Annotated in this window: 14 protein-coding genes; 13 read left to right on the top strand and 1 reads right to left on the bottom strand. The window is 70.2% G+C overall.

Features of this window, described 5'->3' with window-relative positions:
- Window positions 1–58 precede the first annotated feature (58 nt).
- The 13 genes from def to OG329_RS04540 all read left to right on the top strand — a co-directional run bounded on the left by def (window position 59) and on the right by OG329_RS04540 (window position 11,994).
- Window positions 59–652, top strand: a complete 594-nt coding sequence (def, locus tag OG329_RS04600; RefSeq protein ID WP_405793028.1) for a peptide deformylase — start codon at window positions 59–61, stop codon at window positions 650–652.
- Between the two features lie 454 nt (window positions 653–1,106).
- The gene (locus OG329_RS04595) at window positions 1,107–1,994 is read left to right on the top strand and encodes a sigma-70 family RNA polymerase sigma factor (RefSeq protein ID WP_405793027.1); all 888 of its coding nucleotides are present in this window, start codon (window positions 1,107–1,109) and stop codon (window positions 1,992–1,994) included.
- A gap of 61 nt (window positions 1,995–2,055) precedes the next feature.
- Window positions 2,056–2,547: an NUDIX domain-containing protein gene (locus OG329_RS04590; RefSeq protein ID WP_405793026.1), complete on the top strand. Its 492-nt coding sequence runs from the start codon at window positions 2,056–2,058 to the stop codon at window positions 2,545–2,547.
- Between the two features lie 198 nt (window positions 2,548–2,745).
- The gene (locus tag OG329_RS04585) at window positions 2,746–3,708 is read left to right on the top strand and encodes an urea transporter (RefSeq protein WP_405793025.1); all 963 of its coding nucleotides are present in this window, start codon (window positions 2,746–2,748) and stop codon (window positions 3,706–3,708) included.
- Window positions 3,709–3,767: 59 nt separating this feature from the next.
- Complete coding sequence (locus tag OG329_RS04580; RefSeq protein ID WP_405793024.1) at window positions 3,768–4,073, top strand: urease subunit gamma; 306 nt, start codon at window positions 3,768–3,770, stop codon at window positions 4,071–4,073.
- 11 nt (window positions 4,074–4,084) lie between these two features.
- Complete coding sequence (locus tag OG329_RS04575; protein WP_405793023.1) at window positions 4,085–4,951, top strand: sirohydrochlorin chelatase; 867 nt, start codon at window positions 4,085–4,087, stop codon at window positions 4,949–4,951.
- Window positions 4,948–5,433, top strand: a complete 486-nt coding sequence (locus tag OG329_RS04570) for an urease subunit beta (RefSeq protein ID WP_405793022.1) — start codon at window positions 4,948–4,950, stop codon at window positions 5,431–5,433. The genes OG329_RS04575 and OG329_RS04570 overlap by 4 nt, the downstream gene beginning before the upstream one ends.
- The gene (gene ureC, locus OG329_RS04565) at window positions 5,433–7,157 is read left to right on the top strand and encodes an urease subunit alpha (protein ID WP_405793021.1); all 1,725 of its coding nucleotides are present in this window, start codon (window positions 5,433–5,435) and stop codon (window positions 7,155–7,157) included. The genes OG329_RS04570 and ureC overlap by 1 nt, the downstream gene beginning before the upstream one ends.
- A 3-nt stretch (window positions 7,158–7,160) precedes the next feature.
- Window positions 7,161–7,907, top strand: coding sequence for an urease accessory protein UreF (locus tag OG329_RS04560; protein ID WP_405793020.1), 747 nt, complete (start codon window positions 7,161–7,163; stop codon window positions 7,905–7,907).
- A gap of 26 nt (window positions 7,908–7,933) precedes the next feature.
- Window positions 7,934–8,554 carry an urease accessory protein UreG gene (gene ureG / locus OG329_RS04555; protein ID WP_405793019.1) on the top strand — a complete coding sequence of 207 codons (621 nt, stop codon included), beginning with the start codon at window positions 7,934–7,936 and terminating at the stop codon, window positions 8,552–8,554.
- 1 nt (window position 8,555) lies between these two features.
- Window positions 8,556–9,518: an urease accessory protein UreD gene (locus OG329_RS04550; protein WP_405793018.1), complete on the top strand. Its 963-nt coding sequence runs from the start codon at window positions 8,556–8,558 to the stop codon at window positions 9,516–9,518.
- 108 nt (window positions 9,519–9,626) lie between these two features.
- On the top strand, window positions 9,627–10,976 hold the full coding sequence (locus OG329_RS04545; protein WP_405793017.1) for an ammonium transporter: 1,350 nt from the start codon (window positions 9,627–9,629) through the stop codon (window positions 10,974–10,976).
- 61 nt (window positions 10,977–11,037) lie between these two features.
- A complete protein-coding gene (locus OG329_RS04540; RefSeq protein WP_405793016.1) occupies window positions 11,038–11,994 on the top strand; it encodes an SDR family oxidoreductase in 957 nt (318 codons plus the stop codon).
- Window position 11,995: 1 nt separating this feature from the next.
- Here OG329_RS04540 and OG329_RS04535 read toward each other — a convergent pair whose 3' ends face one another.
- The gene (locus tag OG329_RS04535) at window positions 11,996–12,577 is read right to left on the bottom strand and encodes a TMEM165/GDT1 family protein (protein ID WP_405793015.1); all 582 of its coding nucleotides are present in this window, start codon (window positions 12,575–12,577) and stop codon (window positions 11,996–11,998) included.
- Between the last annotated feature and the right edge of the window lie 288 nt (window positions 12,578–12,865).

The raw sequence follows: 12,865 nt of genomic DNA, 5'->3' as shown, positions 1-12,865 counted from the left end.
AGGGCTTGGCAAGTGGCCGTTCTTGCTGGAGAAGCCAGGTACCGGATGGGGGACACGTATGTCTGTTGGCCATGGGTCGGTGCGGCGCGTCACGGTGGTGGGTGAGGACGTCCTGAGCCGGCCGTGCCGGGAGGTGACGAATTTCGGTTCCCCCGAGCTGTCGACGCTGATCGACGACATGTTCGTGACGATGTACGTGGCCGAGGGCGCCGGTCTGGCGGCCAATCAGATCGGCGTCGACCTGCGGCTGTTCGTCTACGACTGCCCGGACGACGACGGGGTGCGGCACGTCGGCCATATCGTCAACCCCGTTCTGGACCAACCCGAACCGGGCAGCCGCCGGCTCGTGGAGGAGTTCGAGGGCTGTCTCTCGGTGCCCGGTGCCGTCATGCAGGTCCCCCGCGTCGACCGGACCGTCGTTCGCGGATTCGACAAGGACGGCCACCCGCTGGTCATCGAGGGGGCGGGCTACTTCGCCCGGTGCCTCCAGCACGAGAGTGACCACCTCATCGGCCACACCTATCTGGACCGGCTCTCCAAGCGGGACCGCAAGGACGCGCTGCGGCAGATGGCGGACCGGCGCGAGGAGGTCTTCGCCCAACGTGTGGTCAGGGCAGCCGAGTTGGGCCGATCCGTCCGCCGACCGGGCTGATTCCGGCATGTCCGTTCGCGTGAACCGGCACGGCCCCGGGGTGCCGTAGTTCGCTCGCCTCCTTCCGCCGCTCCATCGTGAGCCTGCCCGCCACGGGCGCCCCGAAGGACGTGCCGGCCGCGGTCGGCCGCGGTCGGCCGGTGCGCGAAGCACGGCGTGCCCTTCGCGCCCCGCTCCGGCGGCCACGGCCGCGAGGACACCGGTTGCACCTGGGCGGCGGCCCCACCTCCCTGTCGGTGCTCGCCGGCGCGGCCCGGCCGGCGAGGGTGTCCGGTGCGAACGCGCTGACTGCTTCCGTGACGGTGAGCGAAGCCCCGGCACCGCTGCGCGCATTCGGTGTACGCGTCGGCGCCGTGACCCCTGATCTCGATCTTCAACGGTTACCTTCGCCCTTCCGGCTCGTCATTACTCGTGACGGAACTCGCTACGGAACTCGCTCGAGGAAGGCAACATCATGAGCGGACCCGGCCCGGACGAAGCCCTGGCGGGAGCCTTCGAGAAGCAGCGCGGGCGCCTCGTGGCGGTGGCCTACCGGATGCTCGGATCGCGGGCGGACGCCGAGGACGCCGTGCAGGAAGCCTGGCTGAGACTGGCGCGCCAGGACGCGGCCGGGATCGACAACCTCGCCGGCTGGCTGACCACCGTGGTGGGCCGGGTCTGCATCGACGTGCTGCGCTCGCGCAAGGCCCGCCCCGAGGCACCGTACGACGACCGGCTGCCCGATCTGGTGGTGGCCGAGGACACCGGCGGAGCGCCCGAGGACGACGCGCTGCTCGCCGAATCGGTCGGGCTGGCGATGCTGGTGGTGCTCGACACCCTCCGCCCCACCGAGCGGCTGGCTTTCGTGCTGCACGACATGTTCGCGGTGCCGTTCGAGGAGATCGGCCAGATCATCGACCGGTCCACGGACGCCACCAAGATGCTCGCCAGCCGGGCCCGCAGGAAGGTGCAGGACACGCCTCGTCCGACCGACGAACGGCGCAAGCGGCGGGCGGTGGTCGACGCGTTTCTCGCGGCGGCGCGCGGCGGCGACTTCGAAGGGCTGCTACGGCTGCTGGACCCGGACGTGACCTGGCGCGCGTACACCTCGCACGGTGTGGTCGTACGGCTGGGAGCGGCCGAGCTGGCAGGCCGGGCCCAGCACGCGGCCCGTGCCGAGGTGACCACACGCCTCGCCCTCGTCAACGGCGAGCCCGGCATCGTGGCGTGGGGCCCGACCGGCAAGCCGCTGGGCGTGATGGCGTGCACCGTGGCGGACGGCCGAATCGTCGCGCTCATCTCCGTGAGCGACCCGGCCCGCCTCGCGGCCATGAACCTCCCGGCACCTCCGGACACCCCGTAGGCGCTCTGTCCACGGAGCCCGGCGACCTGCCATGGTCGTGGTCGTGGAAGAGGAGGCCCGGATGCCCGATCCCTCGGCCGGACCTCTGGCCGTCGACAGCCGCGGCAACGCGTTGGTCTCGTTCACGCCCGGCGTGGAAGGCGTCCTCCCTGGTGACGCCCCCACGCCCCTGGCTCTGACCGCGCTGTGGCACCGGGGCGAGGTCGTCGTCGTCCACGACCGGTTCCGGGAGCACTGGGAGCTGCCGGGCGGCATGATCGAACCGGGGGAGAGCCCGCGGCAGGCGGCCGTGCGCGAGCTGTTCGAGGAGAGCGGGCAGGAGCCCGGCGGTCCGTTGCGGTTCGTCGGCCACGCCGGCTTCCTGCTGGGGCCCGAGCGGCGCGCAGAATACGGCGCCCTGTTCACCGGGGACGCCCTGGTGCGCCGCCCCTTCCGGGCGAGCGACGAGATCGCGGCGGCGCGCTGGTGGGACCTGACAGTGCCGTTGCCCGGCCGCGTCTCGGCCATCGACATGTATCTCGCTCGGCTCACCCGCCCCGTAGCGGGTGAGTAGCGCGTCGTAGCGCCCTGGACGCCGACAGCCACCACGCCACCACACAGTCGGCCGCCTGCCTCGACCCGAACAGCGCAAGGAAACCCCACGCAGCGCGAAAAGCGGCTCATCACATGCATTGATGGCGATGTGCGGTCTTCTGCCTTCTCCGTGCCGTGATGCGAGCGGGCTTTCTCTGCCGAGCTGTTGGAGCCTCCCTTGTCCCTCGCCGAGCCGGACGTCGTCCGGAACCTCGAGAGCCGGCAGCCGACCGCCTACCTTCTCGCGTCGGTGCGCGGCTTCGGGCAGGTGGACCTCCAGGCGAGTCTGTGGACGGGCGCCTTCATTGTCGCCGGGCTCTGGACGGCGGGCTGGCGGATCGGCCTCTTCGCCACCCTCGGCACCCTCGTCGCGACGGCGAGCGCCTACGCGCTGGGCGTCGACCGGTCCGGCATCGCCCTCGGTCTCCAGGGGTACTGCGGCTGTCTCACCGGCATCGCGCTGGTCACATCGCTGGGGTACCACCCGGCGACGTACGTGCTCACGGTCGTCGGCGCGATCATGTGCACCCTGCTGATGGCGGCGCTGACCACCGTGCTCAAGCCTTACGGCCTCACGCCGCTCACCGCGCCGTTCTGCCTGGTCTCCGGCGTGATGGCGCTCGGCGCGCCGTCCTTCGACCGGATCTGGCACGGCGCGCCGAAGCCCGTGTCCAGCGCCACCGGCGGGGACACCGGAATCTCCTGGGACGACCTGTGGCACGCCTTCTTCAGCAACGTGTCGCAGGTCTTCCTGGTGGACACCTGGTACGTCGGGCTCATCATGCTCGTCGGCCTCGCCTTCGCCGGAGTGCGCGTCGTGCTGTACGCGGCGGCCGGCAGCGTCGTCGGGATCCTCGCCGCCTGGGCGCTCGGCGCACCCACCGCGCTGATCGCCGACGGAATCTACGGATACAACGCCGTCCTCGTGGCCATCGCCGTCGGCGCGGTCTTCCTCACCGGCACGGTGTGGAACGGCGCGTACGCCGTTTTCGGAGCCGCGGCCACCACCGGCCTGACGGCCGCGCTGACCTCGTTCTTCACCTCGTTCGGCGGCCACACCTTCACCTGGCCGTTCATTCTCACGACCTGGGTGCTCATGGCGGCCGTCCCGCTGCTGCCGCGCCTGAACAGGTCGGGCTGACGGCCCGGCCGCCACCGTCCCCCACCCGCCCCCGCACCTCCCCGAGGAAGGCACCCACGATGAACCTCGCACCGCGCGAGATCGACAAACTGCTGGTGTACGTCGTGGCCGACCTGGCCCGCAAGCGCCGCAGCCGCGGTCTCAAACTCAACTACAGCGAGTCCGTCGCGCTGATCAGCGAGGCGATCCTGGAAGCCGCGCGTGAGGGCAAGAGCGTCGCCGACTGCATGGAACTCGGCCGCCGGATCGTCGGCGAGGACGACACCATGCCGGGCGTACGGGACATGCTCGGACTGCTCCAGATCGAGGCGTCCTTCGTGGACGGCACCAAACTGGTGTCCTGCCACGACCCCATCGGCGGCTGAGCCCGGTGCCGGTGTCCGACCGCTGCGAAGTGATCGCCGTATGCGGCCACGAGGCCGCGTACGGAAGGGCGTTGCACACTCTGGTGGACCCGGCGGTGACCGTCGTGCCGAACGGGCGCGAGCTGTACCGGACCCTCGCGGCACTGAACCGCCGGGGCCGGGAGAGCTGTGTCGTACCGATGACACTGGGCCGCGACCCGCAGCTCGTCGCGGACACCGCCCGCACCCTGCGCGCGCTGCCCGCCACCGAACGCTCCGGGACCGTGCTCGCCGAGCCGTTCGGCACCTCCCAGCACCTGATCGCCTGGCTGCGCGCGGCGGCCGGACGTACACCGGACACCGCCGCCCTGCTCGTCACCGCGCCGGCCGGCGGTCCCTTCGAAGACGCCGAGCTGTACCGGGTCGCGAGTCTGGTCCGCCGTTACGGCGGCCACGCCTTGGTCGAGGTCGCCTTCACCGGAGGGGATCCCGACCTCGCCGAGGGGGTCCGGCGCTGCGGACTGCTCGGCGCGTCGCATGTGGTGCTGCTCCCGGCGGCGTTCGCGCAGGTGGATGTGCCGGACGTGCCGGACGTCCGGGATGTGCCGGACGTGCCGGACGTGCCGGATACGAGTGGTCTGTCCGGAGTACGGGTCGAAAGCGCGGGCCCGTCGATTCCGCCCGCCGCGCTCGCCCGGGTGCTCGCCGAGCGCGTGGCCGACGCCCGGCGGCGCCGGCACGAGCACGGTGACGACGGCATCGCGGCCGGCCTGACCGCCGCCGACAGCCACGGACACTCCCACACCCACCCACCGGGCGAGGGCCACGACCACGCCAACGTCCACGCCCACGGACATCCGCACCCCGCCCCCGCCCGAGCCATCAGGAGCACCGCATGACGTTCCATCAGAAGTACCTCTACGGCAAGGAACCGATCGAGATCAACGCCGGTCGCCGCACGGTCAAGCTGACCGTGAGCAACACCGGCGACCGTGCGGTCCAGGTCGGCTCGCACTACCACTTCTTCGAGGTCAACTCGGCGCTGTCGTTCGACCGCCGGAAGGCGCTCGGCATGCACCTCAACATCCCCGCCGGCACTTCGGTACGCATCGAGCCCGGCGGAACGCGCGAGGTGGAGCTGTGCGCGTACGCCGGAACCGGCCGCCTCGTCGGCTTCAGCGGACTGCTCAACGGCAGCCTCGCCTCGAATCCGGCCAAGGTCGAAGCGGTCCGCAAGGCGATCGAGCAGGGCTTCCAAGGCGCTCAGAACAGTGCCGGCGACGACTCCGGCGACGACCCCGGCGGCGCACCGACGCGGAGCACCCGGACCACGAAAGACACCAAGAATCCCAAGGGGAAGAAGAAGAAGGGTTCGCGCTGATGCCCATCCTGCCGCGCAAGCAGTACACCGACATGTTCGGCCCCACGGTCGGCGACCGCTTCCACCTCGCCGACACCAACCTCGTGGTCGAGGTCGAGAAGGACTTCAGCGAGGGCCAGTACGGGGACGAGGTCCTTTACGGCGGTGGCAAGACCATGCGTGACGGCATGGCCGCCGACCCGCAGGCCACGAGCGCCCAGGGCGCCCTCGACACCGTCATCACCAACGTCGTGGTCATCGACCCGGTCGTCGGTGTCGTCAAGTGCGACATCGGCATCAAGGACGGCTTCATCGCCGGCATCGGCAAGTCGGGCAATCCGCAGACACAGAACAACGTCCACCCGGATCTGGTCATCGGGCCCGGCACGGAGGCCATCGCCGGTGAGCATCTGATCGCCACCGCCGGCGCCATCGACAGCCACGTCCATCTGATCGCGCCGCAGCAGGCCGAGCAGGCGCTCACCAACGGCATCACCACCCTCATCGGCGGTGGCACCGGCCCCTCGGACGGTACGAACGGGACCACCTGCACACCCGGCCCGTACAACATCGCCCGGTTCCTCCAGGCGGCCGAGGGGTTCCCGATCAATCTGGGCATCATGGGCAAGGGCAACGGCAGCCTCCCGGAAGCGCTCAACGAGCAGATCGAGGCCGGTGCCTGTGCCCTGAAGGTCCACGAGGACTGGGGCGCGACCCCCGCCGTGATCGACAACGCGCTGAGTGTCGCGGACCGTTACGACGTCCAGGTGGCCATCCACACCGACAGCCTCAACGAGAGCGGCTTCTTCGAGGACACCCGCTCCGCCATCGACGGCCGCACCATCCACACCTTCCACAGCGAGGGCGCGGGCGGCGGTCACGCACCCGACATCATGCGGGTGGCGGGCGAGCCGAACGTACTGCCGTCGTCCACCAACCCGACCCTGCCGTACACGAAGAACTCGGTGGACGAACTGCTCGACATGGTCATGGTCTGTCACCACCTCAGCCATGACATCCCCGAGGACGTCTCCTTCGCCGACAGCCGTGTCCGAGCCGAGACGATCGCCGCCGAGTCGGTGCTGCACGACCTCGGCGTCATCAGCATGATCTCTTCCGACTCGCAGGCCATGGGCCGGGTCGGCGAGTCCGTCACCCGCGCCTTTCAGGTCGCCCACCACTGCAAGGACAAGCTCGGCACGATGGAGGGCGACTGTGCCCGCAACGACAACCAGCGGGTGCTGCGCTACCTCGCCAAGGTCACCATCAACCCGGCCATCGCCACCGGCATCGCCGACCACGTGGGCTCGATCGAGAAGGGCAAGCTCGCCGACATCGTGCTCTGGCCCATCCACTCCTTCGGGGCCAAGCCGAAGATGGTGATCAAGGGCGGCATCATCTCGTGGGCGCAGATGGGCGATCCCAACGCCTCGCTGCCGACGCCGCAACCGGTGATCTACCGGCCGATGTTCGGGCAGTACGGCAAGGCATTGCAGGCGACCCACGCCACCTTCATGTCCCAGGCCGGAATCGCCGCCGGTGTCCCGGCCGAACTGGGCCTGGAGCGCAAGGTGTTGCCGGTACGCCGCACCCGCAACATCGGCAAACACAACATGGTCCGCAACAACACGCTGCCGGACATCGAGGTCGACCCGGAGACGTTCAAGGTCACGCTCAACGGCAAGGTGGCCACCATCGATCCGGCCGAGGAACTGCCCCTCAACCATCTGTTCTTCCTGGCCTAGGCGGTGTACCGCGACGAGAGCGACACCCCGCCGGATCCCACCCCGACGACGGACGTCCGAGCCGCAGGACTCGGCCCCCTTCTGGTCAGCCTCCAGTTGACCGACTCGGCGTTCCCGAGCGGCTTCTACACGCTGTCCCACAGCCTGGAGGGATTCGCCCACGCCAAGGCGGTCGACTCCGCCACCCTGCCGCTCCTGCTCGAAGACCTGCTGCTGCACGGCGTCGGCCCGGCCGACGCCACCGCGCTCGCCCTCGCGCACCGGGCGACCCTGGCGGGCGACGCGGCGGCCGTCGCCGCGATCGACGAGTATCTGTTCGCCACCAAGCTGAGCCGCGAGACACGCCAGGCGGCCACCCGGACCGGCCGCCAACTCCTCGACCTCGCACGGGAGGTGTTCGACCGGCCGGAGATCGACGACCACTTCGAGCGTGTCGTACGGGGTGAGGCGCCCGGCACCCAGGCGGTGGCCGCGGGGGTCATCTACGCGGCGACAGGTGTCCCGGTCCGCCAGTCGGTCGCCTCGGACCTCTTCGCCTTCTGTGTGAGCTTCGCGGGCGCGGCCCTGCGTCTGCGGCTCACCGACCACCGCAAGGCACAGACCTTGCTGCGCGGGGCGGCCCCCGTCATCGAGGCGGCCGTCGACGCCGCGCTACGGCGTGAACTCGCCGACGTCGGCGCCACCGTCTTCGCCTCGGACATCATGTCGGGCCGTCATGAACGCGCCGACGCACGGCTGTTCGCGAGCTGACACTCCGTCACAACCCAGGGAGCACCATGGACGACAACGTACTGCGGGTCGGCGTCGGCGGGCCGGTCGGCTCCGGCAAGACCGCGCTCATCGAGGCGCTCGTACCGCTGCTGATCGAGCGTGGCCACCGCCCCTCCGTCATCACCAACGACATCTACACGCAGGAGGACGCCCAGCACATCCGCCGCACCCTCGCCGGTGTTCTCGAGCCGGAACGTGTCGTCGGCGTCGAGACGGGCGCCTGCCCGCACACCGCCGTACGCGACGACCCCACGATGAATCTGGCGGCCGGTGCCGAGATGCTGGAGCGCTTCCCGGACACCGACACCCTGCTCTACGAGTCCGGCGGCGACAACCTCACGCTCACCTTCAGCCCGGCTCTGGTGGACCTGTTCCTCTTCGTCCTGGACACCGCCGAGGGCGAGAAGATGCCACGCAAACGAGGCCCCGGCATCACCGATTCCGATCTGCTCGTCATCAACAAGATCGACATCGCGCGGTATGTGCGCACCGACATCGGCGTCATGGAGTCCGACGCCTACCGGGTACGCGAGAACCGCCCCGTCGTCCTCACCGACTGTCTCACCGGTGTGGGCATCGCGGACATCGCCGATTACCTCGCATCGCGCCGCAAGGCGTTGATCTGACATGCCGTCGGCCCCGCCCCGGCCGGACCGGCTCGCGCCCGGCCACTACCGCGTGGTCCGGGTCCCCCCGGAGGTGGCGGCCCTGGCCTCCGTACCCGACACACTCGCGCCCGGCTCACCCGCCAAGGTCGGCATCCTCGATCTGGCCTTCGCCGTACGGGACGGGCGCACCGAGCTCGTTGAGCGCTACCAGAAGACGCCGTTGCAGATCATGCGCCCGCTGTGGATCGACCCCGAGCTGCCCGGCATGAGTTACGTCTATCTGATGGCGACGGGCGGCGGCATCGCCCAGGCCGACCGCTACCGGATGGACTTCCGCTGCGGGCCCGGCACCCAGGTGCATCTCACCACCCAGGCGGCCACCAAGGTCTTCCGGATGGAGCACGACTACGCGAGCCAGCGCGTGCATCTGACGGCGGGCGCGGGCGCGTACGTGGAGTATCTGCCGGACCCGCTGATCCCGTTCAAGGACTCGAGGTTCTACCAGCGCACCGAGGTCACGGTCGCGCCCGACGCCAGCGTCGTCGTCGGGGACACGCTGACCGCAGGGCGGCTCGCCCGAGGCGAGCGCCACGACTACCGGGTCCTCGCCACCGACCTTCGGATCAGCCGTCCCGACGGCACGCTGCTGGCCATCGACACCCTGCGCCTGGCACCGCCGGGGGAGCGGGGAGCCGGTGTTGGGGTGGTCGGCCCCGGTGTGTTCGCCGGGCACGACCACGTCGCGTCGCTGTTCGTCGTCTCCGACCGCGCTCCCGCCACCGAGATCGCCGACACCCTGCACGAGGCGCTGGCCGGGCTCGGAGTCCTGTACGGAGTCAGCGTCCTGCCGAGGGACTGCGGTGCCTGGCTCCGGCTCCTGGACGACAGCCCCGTGCGGGTAGCCGCCGCGCACACCGCCGCCTGGCACGCCGTACGCCGACTGCTCACCGGCCACCCGGCCCCCGACCTGCGCAAGACGTAACCGCGCAAGACATGACCGAACAGGACGTAATTGCGCACGACGTAATCGCGAGACGTGCCCCGGCACCGCCGAGCCCCAACTCCCCCCACCCCTATGAGGTATCCGCCGATGAACACCGCTCCCGCGCCGATGCCACCCGCGTACGACTCCGGTGACACCGCCTGGCTGCTCGCCTCCACCGCCATGGTGCTGCTGATGACGCCGGGGCTGGCGTTCTTCTACGGCGGCATGGTGCGCACCCAGCACATCCTGATGATGATCAAGATGAGCTTCGCCGCGCTCGCCTTCGGCACGCTCCTGTGGTGGGCGGTCGGCTACACGCTGGCGTTCGGCCCCGACGTCGGCGGCGCCGGGCTCATCGGCAATCTCGATCACGCGTTCATGCGCGGCATCGAGCTGAACACACTGACCGGTCACATCCCCACGTTCATCTACGGCACGTTCCAGATGGGCTTCGCGATCATCACGGTCGCGTTGATCAGCGGTTCGATCGCCGACCGCGCCACGATGAAGGGCTGGCTCGTCTTCGTCGTCCTGTGGCTCCTGATCGTCTACATCCCCCTCGCGCACTGGGTGTTCGACCCGGACGGCTGGATCGTCAAGCATCTCGGCGCGCTCGACTTCGCCGGTGGTCTGCCGGTGGAGCTCAACTCCGGAGTCGCCGGGCTCGCCGTGGCCCTGGTGCTACGGGCCCCGCGCGACTTCGCGCGCCGCGAGGAGCGGCCCAACAACATTCCCCTCGTCGTCCTCGGTGTCGCGCTGCTGTGGTTCGGCTGGTTCGGCTTCAACTCCGGTTCGGCGCTCAGCGATCAGGGCACCGCGGCTGCCGCGTTCATCAACACCCAGCTCGGCGCCGCCGGCGCCATGGTCACCTGGCCGCTGGTCGAGAAGTGGCGTACCGGCAAGGTCACCACCGTCGGGGTCGTCTCCTCCGCCGTCGCGGGCATGGTCGCCATCACCCCCGCCTGCGGTGAGATCAACACGCTCGGCGCGGTGATCACCGGTCTCGTCGTCGGCGCGGTCTGCGCCTTCGCGATCACGCTCAAGTTCCGCTTCAACGTGGACGACACGCTCGACGTGGTGGGCGTGCACGGTGTCGGCGGTCTCATCGGACTGATCATGGTCGGCCTGTTCGCCACCGCGCGGATCAGCGGCCAGAAGGGGCTTTTCTACGGAGGCGGCTGGGGTCTGCTCGGCAAGCAGCTCCTGGCGATCCTCGCGGTGATCGCGTTCTCCTTCACCCTCACCTGGCTCATCGCCAAGGCGGTCGAATCGACGGTCGGCTTCCGTGCGAAGGAGGCGTACGGCCGCGTTCCCGGTACGGAGAGTGAGCGCGCCTACGACTTCCAGACCGCCGAGCGACTTGGTGCCCTGGTCACCGACAAGCCGGTGACCAGCGACGACGAGCTCGTCAGACAGATCACCAAGCTGCTGCGGGCCCGCGAGGAATCCAAATGACAGCTCGGGCCGACCGGATCATCGGCCGGCCCGTCCATCCACCGACCCGGAAGTACTTCTCATGCGTGTGTTCGTCACCGGCGCGTCCGGCTGGATCGGTTCGGCCGTTGTCCCGGAACTCATCGAAGCCGGCCACCAGATCGTCGGGCTCGCCCGCTCCGACGCCTCGGCCGCCGTCCTCACCGAGGCGGGCGCCGAGGTGCGCCGCGGCACGATCGACGATCTCGACACCCTGCGCGCCGCCGCGGCCGAGTCCGACGGTGTGATCCATCTCGCCTTCAAGCACGACATCGCGTTCAGCGGCGGTTTCGAGGACGCCGCCGGCGCGGACCGGCGCGCCATCGACACGTTCGGCGACGCGCTCGCCGGCTCGGACCGCCCGCTCCTCATCGCCTCCGGGACGCTCGGGCCGGCGCCGGGGCGGCCGGCCACCGAGGAGGACGGGCAGGCGGACGGCCAGGCGTCCGGTCCGGCCGGCGCCCATGCGACCGGCGGCCCGGCCATGCGGCAGGCCAACGCGTGGGCGACGGTCGCCCTCGCGGACCGGGGCGTCCGCTCGTGCGTCGTACGCCTTCCCCCGACGGTGCACGGCGACGGAGACCAGGGCTTCATGGCGTCCTTGGTCGCGATCGCCCGCGCCAAGGGCGTCTCGGGCCACATCGGTGACGGCGCCAACCGCTGGCCCGCCGTCCACCGCTCCGACGCCGCGCATCTGTTCCGCCTGGCGCTGGAGGGCGCCTCGGCCGGCTCCACACTGCACGCGGTCGCGGAGGAGGGCGTGCCGATCCGGGATGTCGCCGAGGTGATCGGACGCCACCTCGGCCTGCCCGTGGTCTCCGTCTCCCCGGACGACGCACCCGCCCACTTCACGTGGCTGGCCGGCTTCCTCGGCCTGGACTCGCCCACCTCCAGCGCCCACACCCGCGAACTGCTGGGCTGGCGGCCGACCGGACCGGGGCTGATCGACGACCTTGACGAAGGCCACTACTTCGCCACGCCCGCCCCTCCCTCGGCCTGACTCAGAGGGTGAACGCCTCGATGAGCGTCCAGATGGCGAGGCCCGCCATGCACGCGGCACCGATGCGCTGGACGGTCTTCAGCGGTACGCGCTGCGCGATGAAGCGGCCCACCAGCAGGGCGAGCGCGGAGACCGACATCAGCGCGAGGGCCGAACCGATGGCGGTGGGCAGCCAGCCGTTGCTGGCGGCCAGGTTGGCGGTGGTGATCTGGGTGAGGTCGCCCCACTCGCTGATGAAGACGGCCATGAAGGCGGTGGTGTAGACGGGCCAGAAGCCGGTGACCGTCTTGCCGCCGTCCTCTTCGTCGTCATCGTCCCCGCCCCGCAGGAGGACGAAGGCGCCGAACGCGAACAGCGCGGCCGACACGAGCTTGACGGCCATCCCCGGGAGCATGCTGAGCAGGCTGCCGGCGCCGACGGCGATGGCGACATGCACGAGGAAGGCCGTGGACGTACCGAACCACACATACAGCGGCCGCATCCGGGTGCCCATGGCCAGTGAGGCGAACATGGTCTTGTCGGGGAGCTCCGCGAGGAAGATCAGCCCGAAGGCGGTGAGCATCGCCAGGGGGTCGAAGGTCATTGACTTGGCTTTCTGCCGGGGCCGGGCCGTAGCTCGTGCGGCACCCGGAGGGCGACGGGAGGAACCATTCGACCCGGCACGATGGAGCGGCCCACAGAACAGTGCGGGCCGCGATCATGCCTTGGCCGAAGGTCTCGTCCGCCCCCGCAAAGTATGCGGCGGCCCGGTGGCCGGGATGTCCTAGGACGTCCAGTGTGTCGACCAGCGGTTCTCGGGACTACTCCCCTTCGCTGCCACCGATCGTAACAGGCGCCGCCGGACGGGTGTCGCCCACCGGACGACGTGTGG

This window comes from Streptomyces sp. NBC_01506, assembly GCF_045040295.1.
In the GTDB taxonomy this organism is placed as follows: domain Bacteria; phylum Actinomycetota; class Actinomycetes; order Streptomycetales; family Streptomycetaceae; genus Streptomyces.
This window is presented reverse-complemented; position numbering and strand designations above follow the sequence as displayed.